Source organism: Actinokineospora sp. UTMC 2448 (assembly GCF_024760565.1).
GTDB lineage: Bacteria > Actinomycetota > Actinomycetes > Mycobacteriales > Pseudonocardiaceae > Actinokineospora > Actinokineospora fastidiosa.
This window is the reverse complement of the sequence record NZ_CP031087.1, coordinates 2,218,409-2,232,631: the sequence shown is the minus strand read 5'-3', so window position 1 is coordinate 2,232,631 and position 14,223 is coordinate 2,218,409. Positions and strand designations below refer to the sequence as shown.

Annotated in this window: 14 protein-coding genes, 1 pseudogene and 3 CRISPR repeat arrays; of the genes and pseudogenes, 13 read left to right on the top strand and 2 right to left on the bottom strand. The window is 69.1% G+C overall.

What is annotated here, in order from left to right:
• Positions 1 to 646: 646 nt before the first annotated feature.
• The 3 genes and pseudogenes from Actkin_RS10645 to Actkin_RS10635 all read left to right on the top strand — a co-directional run.
• Positions 647 to 1,117: pseudogene (locus Actkin_RS10645) on the top strand (UvrD-helicase domain-containing protein); the annotation flags it as partial.
• Between the two features lie 91 nt (positions 1,118 to 1,208).
• Positions 1,209 to 4,290: direct repeats of the CRISPR family, unit length 28 nt; unit sequence GTCGTCCCCGCGCCCGCGGGGTTGGTCC.
• A 69-nt stretch (positions 4,291 to 4,359) separates the two neighbouring features.
• Positions 4,360 to 4,691: a CRISPR direct-repeat array (repeat unit 28 nt; unit sequence GGACCAACCCCGCAGGCGCGGGGACGAC).
• 27 nt (positions 4,692 to 4,718) lie between these two features.
• Positions 4,719 to 5,792: direct repeats of the CRISPR family, unit length 28 nt; unit sequence GTCGTCCCCGCGCCTGCGGGGTTGGTCC.
• Positions 5,793 to 6,232: 440 nt separating this feature from the next.
• On the top strand, positions 6,233 to 6,397 hold the full coding sequence (locus tag Actkin_RS10640) for a hypothetical protein (RefSeq protein ID WP_258906906.1): 165 nt from the start codon (positions 6,233 to 6,235) through the stop codon (positions 6,395 to 6,397).
• Between the two features lie 1,699 nt (positions 6,398 to 8,096).
• Positions 8,097 to 8,297 (top strand): hypothetical protein, encoded by a 201-nt coding sequence (locus tag Actkin_RS10635; RefSeq protein ID WP_258906905.1) that lies wholly within the window; start codon positions 8,097 to 8,099, stop codon positions 8,295 to 8,297.
• A gap of 42 nt (positions 8,298 to 8,339) precedes the next feature.
• Here Actkin_RS10635 and Actkin_RS10630 read toward each other — a convergent pair whose 3' ends face one another.
• A complete protein-coding gene (locus Actkin_RS10630) occupies positions 8,340 to 9,167 on the bottom strand; it encodes a glycosyltransferase (RefSeq protein ID WP_258906904.1) in 828 nt (275 codons plus the stop codon).
• Positions 9,164 to 9,985 carry a GntR family transcriptional regulator gene (locus Actkin_RS10625; protein ID WP_258906903.1) on the bottom strand — a complete coding sequence of 274 codons (822 nt, stop codon included), beginning with the start codon at positions 9,983 to 9,985 and terminating at the stop codon, positions 9,164 to 9,166. Before Actkin_RS10625 ends, Actkin_RS10630 begins: the two co-directional genes overlap by 4 nt.
• Before the next feature lie 118 nt (positions 9,986 to 10,103).
• Between Actkin_RS10625 and Actkin_RS10620 the strand changes: the two genes are divergently transcribed.
• The 10 genes from Actkin_RS10620 (at position 10,104) to Actkin_RS10575 (ending at position 14,219) form a co-directional block, all read left to right on the top strand.
• On the top strand, positions 10,104 to 10,463 hold the full coding sequence (locus Actkin_RS10620; RefSeq protein WP_258906902.1) for a YdcP family protein: 360 nt from the start codon (positions 10,104 to 10,106) through the stop codon (positions 10,461 to 10,463).
• A gap of 213 nt (positions 10,464 to 10,676) precedes the next feature.
• Positions 10,677 to 10,841, top strand: a complete 165-nt coding sequence (locus Actkin_RS10615) for a hypothetical protein (protein WP_258906901.1) — start codon at positions 10,677 to 10,679, stop codon at positions 10,839 to 10,841.
• A 2-nt stretch (positions 10,842 to 10,843) separates the two neighbouring features.
• On the top strand, positions 10,844 to 11,020 hold the full coding sequence (locus Actkin_RS10610; RefSeq protein ID WP_258906900.1) for a hypothetical protein: 177 nt from the start codon (positions 10,844 to 10,846) through the stop codon (positions 11,018 to 11,020).
• 15 nt (positions 11,021 to 11,035) lie between these two features.
• Positions 11,036 to 11,293 carry a hypothetical protein gene (locus Actkin_RS10605; protein WP_258906899.1) on the top strand — a complete coding sequence of 86 codons (258 nt, stop codon included), beginning with the start codon at positions 11,036 to 11,038 and terminating at the stop codon, positions 11,291 to 11,293.
• Positions 11,293 to 11,478, top strand: coding sequence for a hypothetical protein (locus Actkin_RS10600; RefSeq protein WP_258906898.1), 186 nt, complete (start codon positions 11,293 to 11,295; stop codon positions 11,476 to 11,478). Before Actkin_RS10605 ends, Actkin_RS10600 begins: the two co-directional genes overlap by 1 nt.
• A gap of 95 nt (positions 11,479 to 11,573) precedes the next feature.
• Positions 11,574 to 12,971, top strand: coding sequence for an FtsK/SpoIIIE domain-containing protein (locus tag Actkin_RS10595; protein ID WP_258906897.1), 1,398 nt, complete (start codon positions 11,574 to 11,576; stop codon positions 12,969 to 12,971).
• A 2-nt stretch (positions 12,972 to 12,973) separates the two neighbouring features.
• Positions 12,974 to 13,135, top strand: a complete 162-nt coding sequence (locus Actkin_RS10590) for a hypothetical protein (RefSeq protein ID WP_258906896.1) — start codon at positions 12,974 to 12,976, stop codon at positions 13,133 to 13,135.
• A 150-nt stretch (positions 13,136 to 13,285) separates the two neighbouring features.
• Positions 13,286 to 13,537, top strand: coding sequence for a hypothetical protein (locus Actkin_RS10585; RefSeq protein ID WP_258906895.1), 252 nt, complete (start codon positions 13,286 to 13,288; stop codon positions 13,535 to 13,537).
• Positions 13,537 to 13,881: a hypothetical protein gene (locus tag Actkin_RS10580; RefSeq protein WP_258906894.1), complete on the top strand. Its 345-nt coding sequence runs from the start codon at positions 13,537 to 13,539 to the stop codon at positions 13,879 to 13,881. Before Actkin_RS10585 ends, Actkin_RS10580 begins: the two co-directional genes overlap by 1 nt.
• On the top strand, positions 13,878 to 14,219 hold the full coding sequence (locus Actkin_RS10575; protein WP_258906893.1) for a hypothetical protein: 342 nt from the start codon (positions 13,878 to 13,880) through the stop codon (positions 14,217 to 14,219). The genes Actkin_RS10580 and Actkin_RS10575 overlap by 4 nt, the downstream gene beginning before the upstream one ends.
• The last annotated feature ends 4 nt before the right edge of the window (positions 14,220 to 14,223 follow it).

Below are 14,223 nucleotides of genomic sequence, written 5' to 3'. Positions count from 1 at the left end.
GCCACGAGATCGCCCGAATGGAGCAGCGCCCACTGGTCCCGACGAGCCGTGGACCAGTGGGCGCTGACGATTAGCGCTGGAGCCGGCTGAGTCGGAGTCCCAGGCGATAGAACGTGACCATGCCAGCGAACGCCGCCGCACCGAATGACAAACATGTACGCCCGACCGGATCGGCGACAGCGTCACCCAGAACGAGCCAAGCACTCAGACCAGCAACTGACGCCGCGTGGATGCTCACGACGTGCACGAGCGCCATGAGCTGAAGGGAGCGACGAGACAGCATCCCATCTCCCTGCTGACCGCCGTCGTCGTGCAGTAAACTCACTAGTGTCTCCTTGAGATCAAATGGGGACCTAAAGCCAAGGCAGCCGCCCACCGGCTGCCTTGGCACTACACCCCGCGTGCGCAGGGACTACTGCGCAACACAAGCCAAGGACGGGCGATGGCGAGGACCAGCCCTGGGACAGGGAAGCTCGTCGCCCACACCTCCGCTTCGCAGGCATGATCAACTTAGCCTCATCGGCTGCGGAGCGCAAGTAGGTGCAACTCAAGCATGAGGATGGTCGGTGACGGTTTGCCTGGATCTGAACCACCCCCGCTCGTCACCAGAAGGGCCGCATAACGAGCGCGGATCTTTGCGGTTGTGGAGTTCCGCGACCGGTACCGGTGCTTCGTGGTGGACGAGTACCAGGACGTGACCCCGCTGCAGCAGCGGGTGCTGGACGCGTGGCTGGGCAAGCGCGACGACATCACGGTGGTCGGGGACGCCAACCAGACCATCTACTCGTTCGCGGGCGCCTCGCCGCGGCCGTTGCTGGATTTCAGCAGGCGCTACCCGGACGCGGTGGTGGTGCGGTTGGAGCGGGACTACCGCTCGACGCCGGAGGTCGTGTCGCTGGCCAACCGGGTCATCTCGGCCGCGCGCGACCGGCCTGCCGGGTCGCGGCTGCGGCTGGTCGGGCAGCGGCCGTCGGGGCCGCAGCCGGTGATCGCCGAGTTCGACGACGAGCCCGCCGAGGCCGCCGCGGTGGTCGCGCGGGTCAAGGAGCTGGCCGAGGCGGGCACGCCGCTGCGCGAGATCGCGGTGCTGTTCCGCATCAACGCGAGACCACAATCGGTGCGGACACCAACCGTAGCTACTGCTGACCGACCAAACCGAAGTGAATGAAAACGAGCCTGGCGCCGTCTATAGTCCCAGGTCAGCAAATGTCGTCCCCGCGCCCGCGGGGTTGGTCCGGGCGTGCCGAAGCGGGGGCCTGGCGGCCGTCCGTCGTCCCCGCGCCCGCGGGGTTGGTCCCATCGAGCCGAGTGCCAAGGTCTCGTGCACGGAGTCGTCCCCACGCCCGCGGGGTTGGTCCTGCGCCGACGTCGACGAGCCGTTTCGCGGCCTGCAGCCTGAGTCGTCCCCGCGCCCGCGGGGTTGGTCCGCCCGCTGGGCGTCCTTGACGCTCACCGACAAGGTCGTCCCCGCGCCCGCGGGGTTGGTCCGTCGTCCAGCTCGTGCCCGAGCTGCATGCTCACGTCGTCCCCGCGCCCGCGGGGTTGGTCCGCGCGCAGGAGCTGTCACAGGACTGGAGCGTCAGTCGTCCCCGCGCCCGCGGGGTTGGTCCCCTTGAAGATGTCCTTTGTGGGCTCCTGAATGCGTCGTCCCCGCGCCCGCGGGGTTGGTCCCGCCGCCAGCGACATCACGTTGATGTTCTGCAGGTCGTCCCCGCGCCCGCGGGGTTGGTCCCTGGTTCGCCGAACTCGACCTCGACATCGTCTAGTCGTCCCCGCGCCCGCGGGGTTGGTCCGGCCAGCCCTTGGTGCCTGACAGTTCCCGGCGTCGTCCCCGCGCCCGCGGGGTTGGTCCCTACCGCGACGCGCTGGCCGCAGGCGGCCGGGAGTCGTCCCCGCGCCCGCGGGGTTGGTCCAGCAGCAGGGCCGACGCGACGGCGGTGGCGGCAGTCGTCCCCGCGCCCGCGGGGTTGGTCCCTCCGCGTGCCATTTCCAGGCGACGACCTTGAAGTCGTCCCCGCGCCCGCGGGGTTGGTCCGTACGCCAAGGTCGTCGCGTCGCTGGGCATCTTGTCGTCCCCGCGCCCGCGGGGTTGGTCCTCGCACGAGGCTGGTGATGCCGCCCATGTCGTCGTCGTCCCCGCGCCCGCGGGGTTGGTCCGTCGAACGACTTCTCCTGGTTGATCAGGAGGGTGTCGTCCCCGCGCCCGCGGGGTTGGTCCGGCTGATGCCGTGACGAAGCTCTACTCAAACGGGTCGTCCCCGCGCCCGCGGGGTTGGTCCGCAGACTTCGTATACGAGGTATCAAGACACCCGGTCGTCCCCGCGCCCGCGGGGTTGGTCCCACCGGCAGACCCAGGCGGTAGCCGTCCGCGGTGTCGTCCCCGCGCCCGCGGGGTTGGTCCCGGCCACTACCACTGCTACGACCACGACGCCGAGTCGTCCCCGCGCCCGCGGGGTTGGTCCCTCGCCGCGATCTTCGCCCTGGTCTGCGCGGTGGTCGTCCCCGCGCCCGCGGGGTTGGTCCGCGGCTGTCGGTGATCGCCTACGGCGGCGGGGTGTCGTCCCCGCGCCCGCGGGGTTGGTCTCCCCGACGGGGCCGCTCTATCGGTTGCCCCGTGGTCGTCCCCGCGCCCGCGGGGTTGGTCCCCGGTCGGCACGCTCGGTCGCCCTGCTGCAGGAGTCGTCCCCGCGCCCGCGGGGTTGGTCCCACGATGACCAACCACGTCGGTGTGCAGGTGGAGTCGTCCCCGCGCCTGCGGGGTTGGTCCCCCGCCGGGCAGGCCTGCCAGCGCCCGCACGTCGTCGTCCCCGCGCCTGCGGGGTTGGTCCGGCCACGGCCGCCGCGTCGACGAGCTGGGCGACGTCGTCCCCGCGCCTGCGGGGTTGGTCCCTCCAGGTGGCACTGCTGGTGGTCGACGGGCTGGTCGTCCCCGCGCCTGCGGGGTTGGTCCTCCACCTGGGATTTACGCCACCAATTTCGCTGTGTCGTCCCCGCGCCTGCGGGGTTGGTCCTCGCGTTGGTGACGACCCTGGTCCTGCCGGGCCGTCGTCCCCGCGCCTGCGGGGTTGGTCCGGCCGCCAGCGTGGACGCGCGCACCGAGGCCTCGTCGTCCCCGCGCCTGCGGGGTTGGTCCCGGCCGCACGGTGCCGGTGCCGGGCTCCGGTCGGTCGTCCCCGCGCCTGCGGGGTTGGTCCCGCCACGGCCGACCCGGTGGCGCGACTGGTCGAGTCGTCCCCGCGCCTGCGGGGTTGGTCCCGGCGCAGCGTCGCCTCCTACCTCACGTTGTCCGTCGTCCCCGCGCCTGCGGGGTTGGTCCCGAGATCGAGACCGAACTCCCCTCCCCCGCCATGTCGTCCCCGCGCCTGCGGGGTTGGTCCCCTCCGGGTGTTCCCGAACATTGCGTAGGTGGAGTCGTCCCCGCGCCTGCGGGGTTGGTCCGTAGTCGACCTGCGCGGTGCGCGCCCCCACGTTGTCGTCCCCGCGCCTGCGGGGTTGGTCCGTCGTTCGGCATGTCGTCGGAGGAGGCGACCGCGTCGTCCCCGCGCCTGCGGGTTGGTCCCGCCCCACGCCAGCAGGTTCCCGTCGGTCGAGTCGTCCCCGCGCCTGCGGGGTTGGTCCCCTCCCGCCAGTCGGTCATGGTGTCTCCTGCTGGGTCGTCCCCGCGCCTGCGGGGTTGGTCCCGCCTTGATCAGCGCGTCGAGCGCGTTCGCGGCGTCGTCCCCGCGCCTGCGGGGTTGGTCCGGGGACCGTGACGCGGCCCGCATGTGGGAGGAGGTCGTCCCCGCGCCTGCGGGGTTGGTCCCATGGCGTCCAACGTGGCCGGTATCGGCGACGAGTCGTCCCCGCGCCTGCGGGGTTGGTCCCGGCTGTCGACGTAGCCGATGAACTTCCCGGTCGTCGTCCCCGCGCCTGCGGGGTTGGTCCCGAGCGGTCCAGGGCGACGCCCACGAGGTCGGCGTCGTCCCCGCGCCTGCGGGGTTGGTCCCAGACCGCACATATCCGGCAACCGTCCTGCTGGGTCGTCCCCGCGCCTGCGGGGTTGGTCCGCTGTCGATGAGGGGGAACACCCTGCCCAGGCGGTCGTCCCCGCGCCTGCGGGGTTGGTCCGGTCACCGCCACGAGGTTCTTGGTGACCGTGACGTCGTCCCCGCGCCTGCGGGGTTGGTCCGTCGCCGCGCGTCTCCGCCGCCGCGATCGCCGCGTCGTCCCCGCGCCTGCGGGGTTGGTCCGCAGTCCGTGGCCTCCAGCAACTTCCGCAGTCCGTCGTCCCCGCGCCTGCGGGGTTGGTCCGCTCACCCAGAAGTGGATGAGCCAGCAGGGGCAGTCGTCCCCCCTCAGTCGTCGTTATCGCGGGCGATCGGACCAACCCCGCAGGCGCGGGGACGACGTCAGCCCCGGCGGCGTGGACCGGTTGGGACTGGGACCAACCCCGCAGGCGCGGGGACGACTCTCGCTACGGCACGCCCCTGTCGGCGAAGGGGACCAACCCCGCAGGCGCGGGGACGACGTGCTGTTCCGCCGCACCGACGACACCGCCCACGGACCAACCCCGCAGGCGCGGGGACGACAACATCTCCGGGTCGCCGACGTCCCTGATCTGCGGACCAACCCCGCAGGCGCGGGGACGACTTTGTGGGCGGCGAGGCTGGTGTCGAGGGTGTGGGGACCAACCCCGGGGTTGGTCCCCGAGCCAACGTCTCCACCAGCACCCACACCGGGTCGTCCCCGCGCCTGCGGGGTTGGTCCCCTCACACCGCTGGTCGGATCCGCCGAGGCAGCGTCGTCCCCGCGCCTGCGGGGTTGGTCCCGGATCGCGCTGGTGCGGAAGCCGTGATCCCCGGTCGTCCCCGCGCCTGCGGGGTTGGTCCGCAGCGCAGGCGGCGAGCAGCTCGGCTCCCGCGGTCGTCCCCGCGCCTGCGGGGTTGGTCCGACGCCCGCCGTCCGGTCGAAGTCTTGAGTGGGGTCGTCCCCGCGCCTGCGGGGTTGGTCCCGGCGTTCGTTCGTGGGGGCACTCGGAATCGGAGTCGTCCCCACGCCTGCGGGGTTGGTCCCCGCCCCGGCACCGGGACCGATTACGCCCGCGGGTCGTCCCCGCGCCTGCGGGGTTGGTCCCTGTTCGATCCGGCCTGCGGGTTGGAAGACGTGGTCGTCCCCGCGCCTGCGGGGTTGCCCCTTGCGCGACACCTCGAAGTGGGATTCGTGGCCGTCGTCCCCGCGCCTGCGGGGTTGGTCCGTCCATCGGGTAGTCGTCCTCGTTCAGGTCGTCGTCGTCCCCGCGCCTGCGGGGTTAGTCCCAACGGGAACACCTACAACGTTGTCGTTGCCACGTCGTCCCCGCGCCTGCGGGGTTGGTCCCTCGCCCGTCTCCAGGTTGACGACCCCGTTGGCGTCGGTCCCGCGCCTGCGGGGTTGGTCCGCTCGGCAAGGCCGTGCCCGACGTCGCCGGGGAGTCGTCCCCGCGCCTGCGGGGTTGGTCCGTTGGCGGTGCGCCCGATCTCGCCGTTCATGAGGTCGTCCCCACGCCTGCGGGGCTGGTCCCCGCTAATCGTCCACCGATCCACTCCCATCGCGGTCGTCCCCGCGCCATCGGGGCTGGTCCCTCGCACTCAAGACGCTCCAGCGAGTCGAACTCGGGCAGATCGTGCTCTCCGCGCGGGCGGGGTTGGTCCCTCCGCGGTGATCTGGTGGACTGCGCGGCGTTCGAGCTCCGCGCGCAGGCGGGGCTGGTCCTCGATTTCGGATTCGACCATGCCCGGCAGCCCGAGCGCTCACCCCGCATGCGGGGCGGGTCCTCGGGAGCGCGTTCGTTGGTTTCTTGTGTTCCCACCGTGATCGGCATGGTTGGCCCGAGCGCCAGTGGTAGCCCGAGACCGACTAGGCAGCGACCTCGTCGTGTGCCTGGAGGCACGGCCCCTGTCCAGCGGTGTCTTCCGCCTTGACGTAGGCGGTGGCCGGGCTGCTGGTGTCATCAGCTCCGCTGGGTCTGCTGTCCGCGTGGGGTTCGGTCTTGATGTCCTATGCCTGCGATTGAATGGATCATGGCGAGGACAACGGTCAGCCATAGGGTTGCGGCCACCCAGGTCTCGGTGTGGCCGAAGGCGACCAACCAGGGGACGTCGGTGGCGTGGCCGAGTTGGGTTGTGGCGACGGCGTGCATGCCGACGGGGACACCCTGCTCCAGAGGTTTGTCCGGTACCGCACCGATGCACCCGGGCGCAGGTGCCGCCAGGCGGTGAGGGCGGCCAGGAGTGGTACCAGCCAGGAGCAGAACGACCACAGCAACGTGCACGCGGTGGTGACGGACGCGGCGGGCAGCAGCTGGGCGGGCTGCCGCTGGATGAGCAGCTTCGCACCCGCGAGTACCGAGATGGCGGCGGCGCCCATGAAGGCCCAGTAGGGCGGGTGATGTCGGTCGGGTGCAGCAGGAGTCGGGCGAGCACGAGGGCGACGACGAGCGGGCACAAGCAGCAGTCCGATGCCCCAGCACACGGCCGCGAGGACGGCGAGCGCGGGCGTGTGCGTGGTGGCGGCGAGGTCGGCCGCGGCAACGGCGACGGACTGGGTGCCGAAGACCCGAGACCCGCATGCCCCTACTGGCCTTGGACATCTTCGGCTCAGTCCTGACTCCGGTCGTCCACAGAGAATATTCCCTGACATCCCGTCGACCGCCGATCCGGGGCCGCACGGTTGATGGTCTGCGTGGTGTCCCTGCACAGAGCTCAAACCTGCGCAGGGGTGACATCAGCGCATGTCCGGTTCACACTGGGGTAGGTGGAGCAAATGTGGAGCACGCGTGCGAGCTGAACGGGGATCAACAGCAGTGAACCTCAGCCAACGGTCTCGGTTGCCATCCTGTGAACTGCGCATTCTCCATTTTGCCTGGTCAGGGCGTTAGACGGTCCGTTCTGGCAGTGTGAGGGTCAAAGACGGATGGTCCGCTGCCGTTGACCGCGGCACCGGGACGGATGCCGATGACGCGAACCAACCGCAACCGGGGGAAGCGCGGGGCATCCGGCATCAACCATCGCCGCCCGCGACGAACCATCCTCACCGCGCATCAACCGACCCAAAGCAGATTCGCTATGGGTCTGACCAGGGCAGATGCGGCCCATTGAAAGCAGTTGGCGAAGTTCACCCGATCGGGAAGATCAACGACGACCCCATAACGAGATCAACAGGGGTTCTGGAGCGTACTTCTCCTGTTTCGCTCCTTACCCGCCAGTACAACGATCTTTCCGTCCACAAACGACGATCAACTAGAGATCATCCCCGAAAGATCAAAACGCCCGCTGACCTGGTGTTTCCACCGAGTCAGCGGGCGTTCTTCAGACCGTCGGGCTGACAGGATTTGAACCTGCGACCCCTTGTTCTTCTTCGCCTCTCCCCCGACCTGCGCGGATGCGCCCAAACCAGGGTCTGACCTGCCTAGATAGGCGTGGTGGGTTGTTGTCGTTTCTCGGCCTCTGCGGACCTGGTTCTGGATAAATCCTGGATCGGTGGGTCCTCTCTGGACACACACTAGGCGGGGGCTTCCTGCCATCCCGTCGACCTGGCGTAGCCCTACCACGGTGGTCGCCAGGCGTGCGGCCCTCGACGCTACCGCAGCGTGGGCGCTGAGCTGCCCGAGGTCCCCGCACACGACGTGACCGGGGCCTGAGCGGGTCCCCCGGGGACCTCGGGCGGGTCTGAGCCGGTGCCAAGCTCCGCGCGCCTGGTGGGCACCGTGGTAGCCCTCTGGGAGGTCGTCGGGATGGCAGGCAGCCACCGACGAACCGCAGCCCGAGCGCCCTGCCCGCCATCCTGTTGGCCTGCCGCGCGGCGAGCGCATGCTCTTGTCCTTCTGCTCTGGCGGGCGCCTACCTGGTTCTCGTGGGCACGCCTGTTCGGTCGGCGTGCCGCGCGGGGACCGGCCGCAGGCCGCACGCCCCGCGCGGTGTTCGCCGACCGGGATGGGCATGGGTGCCCGCGGGCGGCCGGTAGGCCGCCCGCCTTGAACAAGAAAAGAAACTTTGAACACGCCGGTCAGGACCGATCACCAGGCGCGGGCGGTAGGTCTGCTGGTGTAGGCTCGACTGGTCGACGCTGAGGGAGGAAGCATGTCAAGTCCGGCTGAGATTGGCCGAAAGGTCCGCCAGCTCGACAATGACGTTCAGTCGATTTACGAGATGCTAGGGCAGATCGCCGCGACTCAGACCAGGCACGGAAACCGGCTGGATGAAATCGGCGGTCGACTGTCCGATATGGATGCGAAGTTGGACGTGATCATTCGAGCGGTGCGCCCGAATCCTGAGGGCTAGCGCTTCGAAGTGGGGCAGGCGCTATAGACCTGCCCCACTCCTTTACTTCCACCAGGCGGCCCCGTCTGCGTCGTCCTTGGCGGCTGGGCCGACAGTGACAGATTCGGCCGGTACGGCGGATAGGCTTCCGGCGACAGAGATGCCGACCGCGCGGATCGCTTCGACCCGCTGTAGGGCGATCTGACGGCCGTCTCGGCTACGTTCGCGCCATTGAGCGCTCTTGTGAGTCTGACGGTCGTGTACCCGGTACAGCCACGTCGTTTCCGGAAAGTTGACGCCGTCGACGCATTCTGAAATGGCGCTGAACATGATGATGTCGTCATCGACGGGACTGCCGCCCCATCCGCCGAAGGCGCGCACGAGCTGGGTCCGCATAAGTAGACCTGCGCAATGGATCGGCCAGTTTCCGCCGTGTTCGATTGCCCAGTCGTTCACGACTCCGGCCCGGACCTTACCGAAGGGCAGTGCGGACTCGTACTGACGTCGGGTACCGTCCGGCAAGAGATCGTCTGCTTGACCGACTGCCCACCCGACTGTGTCGTCTTCGAACGCGGTCAACACCTTCGTGAATGCGTCGGGTAGTAGAACGTCGTCGTGGTCAAGAATCTGGACGAACTCCCCGCGTGCTCGCGTAAGGGCAAGGTTCCTCGTGGCGGCGATCCCGGTGTGCGCCCGGTTGGCTGAGTACCTAACTCGTCGCTTGCCGGCGAGTTGAGCCTCCAGCCGGGGAGTCTCGCCGTCTTCTTGGACAAGCCACTCTATGTCCCAGCCCTCCGGTAGGCGCTGACTCAACACACTATCGATGGTTTGTGAAAAGTATTCCGCCAACGGCGCGTAAGCGGGGGTAATCACTGAGATCAGGCGAGTCATTCGGAATCCCATCGGGTGAGCTGAGTCTCAAAAGTAAGCATAGTTCGATCAGCCGGGTACTGCGCGTCCGTGACCTCGACAACGCGATCGTCAACGTCAATCGAGATGCGACGCACCAGGATCAGCGGCACCCCGTCGGTGAGGTTCCACGCCTGCGCCTGGACTGTGGTGGGCATAGCCGCGGTCACATAGTCGACCACCCGATCGACCTCGACGCCGACGGTGTAGAGCTGGTGCATGGTGCCACCAGGCCACGCGGCCCGGGCGGGGTCGGCGATAGCGGGGTTTCGGTCAACCAGGTCCTGCGGAAGCCAGGACACCGACGACGCGGCTAGGGCGCCGGTGCGCTTGTCGTAGTGGGCGTAGTCCCTGCGAAGCAGCGCGGTTCCCTCGGGCACCCGGAACGCGTCGGCTAGGTCTTGGTCGGCCGCGACGGCGCGGTACCGCGCATCCAGATCGAAGTCGTCGAAGGAACCGGCCAGGTCGTCCTCGGCGACACCGCTTCCCCGTCGCACCTCCTCGGACTCCCGCGCCAGGTTCTTCTCGATCTGGTGCCGTGTGGAGCTGCGCTCGACGCGTCGCGGCCGTGGCCGCACGACCGGGGGCTTACCGCGGCCCCCCTCGATAAGCCCCTGCTGCTTGAGCAGCGAGATCGCCGTGCGAGCCGTAGTGGTCGAACACCTGTACCTGAGGATGAGGTCCTGCAGGGTGGGCAGAGACTCACCCGCCTTCAACGCACCCGTCTCGATCGCAATGCGCAGATCGTCCGCGATGGTCAGCGCGATGGGCTGCGCCGTGGCCGTCCTCTGGGGCTCCATACCCCCATCTTACTGCATGTTTGCCAGTTTGCGCGCAAACCCCTTGCGCGACCGCCATCACTGCCGTAGCTTGTAGGTATGCGGGTTTGAGCGCAAACACGCAAACCTAGGAGGAGACATGCGGAACATCCCGGTGCTTCTGGAGAACTTCAAGTTCCAGGTGGTGGAGGCTCCGACGACGAAGATGACGGAGAAGGACGGCCGCCAGAGCGTCGCCGTGGACAAGCAGACCGGCGCGACCCTGTTCGTGGTGGCGCTGTTCGCCAAGCCGCTGCCGGACCCGGAGACGGGCCGTGCGGGCAAGGGCGAGGAGATCAAGGTGACGTTGGAGACGGACCCGGGTGACGAGATCGTCGAGGGGATGCGCGTGGAGCTGATCAACCCGCGCATCACGTTCTGGGAGAACGAGGGCCGATCCGGTCTGGCCTGGCGCGCCTCGGGCGTCACCCCGGCGACGGCGGTGCGCGCGGCGGCATAGTCCGCAGCTTCATCCGGGCGTGACTGATCGCCCGTGACCTTTCTGGGGATTCGTTTTCTTAAGCCGTTTTCGTGGGCTGTTTGTTCTTTGTCAATTCCACAGTGGGCCGATCCATGCCTTCTCCCGGTGCCTGCGGGTGCCGGGCGGAGACGTTGACCCCCGGCCGCCTGCGGGTGTTCCGGGGGTCTTGGTGTCCGAGGAAGGGAGGCGGGCATGACGCGCAGGGTGCGTGAGGGTCGGGTGCGGCACCGGTTGGTGGCGTTGGTCGACCGGCAGGGACGGGATGTGCCGTCGTGGGTGGATGTGCGCTCGACGGAGTTCAAGGCGGGCTATGCCGAAGGGCTTCGCGTGGCACGGCAGATGATCAGGAAGGGGTGAGCGTGGTGAAGCAGATCGAGGACCTGATTCGGGTGCTGGACCAGGCGGGCGGGGCGTTGACGGCCGACGGTGATGACGTCGGGGAGCACGTCACGGTGCGCCGGGCCAAGCGCGAGATCGCGATAACGATCGCGAACCTGACCCGGCTGAACTGGGTCGCTGACAACGACTGCGAGTAGGAAGGGGTCCCCCCGGTGGCGACGACGACGAAGGTTGAGGAAGCGCAGGAGCGTTACCTGGCGCTGATCTCGGCGTTGGACGAGGTCCAGGAAGCACTGGATGAGACGAAGTCCTTGCTGCGCAGGTTCAACCCGACCGGGTTGAGCTGGCGGGTGAAGGACAAGCGGGAGATGCACGCCTTGCGGGTCAAGGCACAGGACAAGCTGGATGACCTGCGGGAGACCGCGAAGCACTACGAGCGCGACATGGTGGCGCGGGAGTGGAGGCCCTGATGAGCATGCGGGTCGAGAACACGTTGCACGAGGTGGATCAGGCGATGAACAAGCTGAAGAAGGCGGTGGACGAGATCAAGATTCGCCGTGAGTTCTTCGGCATCACGCACAAGCGTCTGACGACTGCGGTCGCGGCGCTGACGGTGGAGATCGCCGACCACGCCGGGTGCTTCGGCGACGACTGACCACAACCAATACGTACGTCGGGATCGGCCCGCACAGTCCCTAGCCGGGGTTGTGCGGGCCGATTTCGTGTCAAGACAGGAAGGGAGCGCGGGTGATGGGCGAGACGAGTAAGCGCCGGACGGGCGCGGAGTTCCGGGTGGCTCGGTGGGTGGTGCAGCACCCGGGCTCGCTGCTGCTGCCGGGTGCGCCGAGTGTGGCGGTGGGGGCGCTGGGCGCGGATGCGGCGTTGGAGGTGGGCTCCTGGTCGGCCGGTGCGGCGGCGGTGGGGTTGTGTGGCTGGTATCGGGCGCACCCGGACACCTTCGACCGCTACGCGTTGCCGGTGCTGCGGGCGTGGCGGCGCCGCTGGGTGACCTACATGGGCTGGCGGTGGCGCAACGCCGTGCTGGACTGCGGGTTGACGACCGCGAACCGGCGCAGCGGTGAGGAGCGGTTCCCGCGCATCCTCGCGGTGCGCTGCTGGTCACCGACCATCGACGTGCTTCGGGTCAAGCTCGCCCCGGGCCAGTCGGCGGCCACGTGGCAGGACAAGCTGCCGGAACTGGCGGACTGTCTCAAGGCCGAACGGGTCGGGGTGGAGAAGGTCAAGCCGCGGGTGATCTCACTGATCATCCAACGGGCAGAACCGTTCACCGAGGTGATCCCGGCACCGGAGATGCCGCAGGACGTGGGCTCGGTGGACCTGGGCAGCGTCTACATCGGCGAGACGGAGTTCGCCACCGAGTTTCGCATCGGCGTCGACCGCGAGCACGTCTTCGTGGCGGGGGCGACCGGGGCGGGCAAGAACAGTGTCATCCTGGCCGCGCTGCGGGCGCTGGCCCCGATGATCCGCGCGGGCCTGGTCCGCCTGTGGCTGGCCGACCCCAAGCAGAGCGAGTTCGCGGCGTTGGCCCCCATCGCCTACCGGTACTCCGCCATCACCGAGCCCGACGACGAGGACGGCGACGACCCGTACACGATCGCGGACCTGGTGCGCGAGTTCCGCGCGGACATGGCGGCAACCCAGCGCCATCTCAAGGCCGTGAAGGATCGCAAGATCACGGTGTCGCGGGAGACGCCGCTGAACCTGCTGATCCTGGACGAGATCGGCGCGATCACCGCCTACTCCGACATCGCGCGGCTGCTGCGTAAGGACCTGGCCGTGATCGCCACCCAGGGGCGGGCGACCGGGCACCGCATGTGGGGCCTGGTCCAGGAACCGTCCAAGGACGTGGTGCCGATCCGGGACCTGTTCACCTGCCGCGTCTGCCTGCGCGTCACCTCGGCCGCACACGTGGACATGGTGCTCGGTGAGGACGCCCGCGCCCGTGGCGCGCTGGCCGACGAAATCCCCAACCTGCCGGAGACCGCCGGTATCGGGTTCGTCATCCGCCCCCGCACCCGCGCCCCACAGCGCATCCGCGCGGCGTTCACCGACGACCACGAGATCACCGAGCTGGTCGCGTTCGTCCTGTCCGGAAACAATGACTCTTACCTGAAGGTGGTGGCCTAGCCATGCTTTCGAACGTTGTGCGTCTGCTGATCGCGGCGGCGCTGATCATCCCCACTGCCCGCTCGCTGGAGCTGCCCGAACACCTCGGCGCGTTCCTGCTCTACAGCGCGCTCATCCTCGTCGTGACCTTCTCCGCGTCGCTGTTCCGGCGCCGCCACGCCTGAGCAACCGGGCCTGATCTTTCCACCCCCGCGCGTTCCCTGGTGGCGCGGACGAACCGGCCACCATGAGTACGCGCTGTCTCTAGCGCCTCGCCCCCGCCGCTTGCGGGGGCTGTCCACGCGCGTTCTTCCCATCCTGGAAAGGAAACTGGCATGACAATGCTGCTCGGCTCGGTGCTCGACCTCACCGAGCCCTACGACACCTGCAACGCCTGCAACGGTGGCGGCCTCATCGCCGTCACCGACCGCACCCGCCCGCACGTCGTCCTCGGCATCGAGACCTGCGGGGTCTGCCGGGGCGCGGGTCTGACCCGGCTGTGCGGGGACTGCGACGGCCACGGCCACACCCCGGACGGCCCGGAGACGGCGTGCTGGGGCTGCGACGGTGCCGGGGAGGTGCCGTGATGGCCGACACCGCCCAGAGCGCCGAGGAGTTCCTGTTCACCAGCCGCCGCCAGCCGCGCGAGCTGGTCTCGGCGCTGCGCCTGGTGCTGACCGAGGGCGTCCATATCGGGTGGTCGCAGGCGTGGCAGGAAAGCCACCGCCGCGGGGTGCTCGTGGAGCTGCCCAGGGACCTGCGCATCGCGGTGTTCGACCTCAGCGCGGCGGGCATGGCCGTCCCGGACCCGGCCGACACCCGCGCGCACTCCTGGACCGACGACACCGGCGAGGAGGTCACCGCCGGACGCCTGGTCATCACCGGCGAGGGCCGTCGCCTGCTCGAACTCCTGGAAGGGAAACCGACGTGACTACGCGAACCGATGACGAGGCGACTCGCTCGTACCGGGCCATGCTGGACCGTCTCGGCTCGACCGAGCGTGACACCGCCTACGGGGTGCTGGTCCTGGCGGGCGCGGAAGAACTCTACGCAAGCCGCGCCCGCGTGTGGTCCAGCGACGGGCCTGGGCTGGAGCAACTGGACGGCCACGCCCTGACCGCCGCGACGAGTCTGCTCGACGCCGGATTCCTGAGCGAGTCCGGCCCGCCCCGCAGCCTGCCCACCGAGGGCGGCGAACCCGTCGCCGTGGTCGCACTGCACCTGACCCAGCGCGGTCGCGCGCTGCTTAACCTGCTGGAAGGGAGCTGATCCG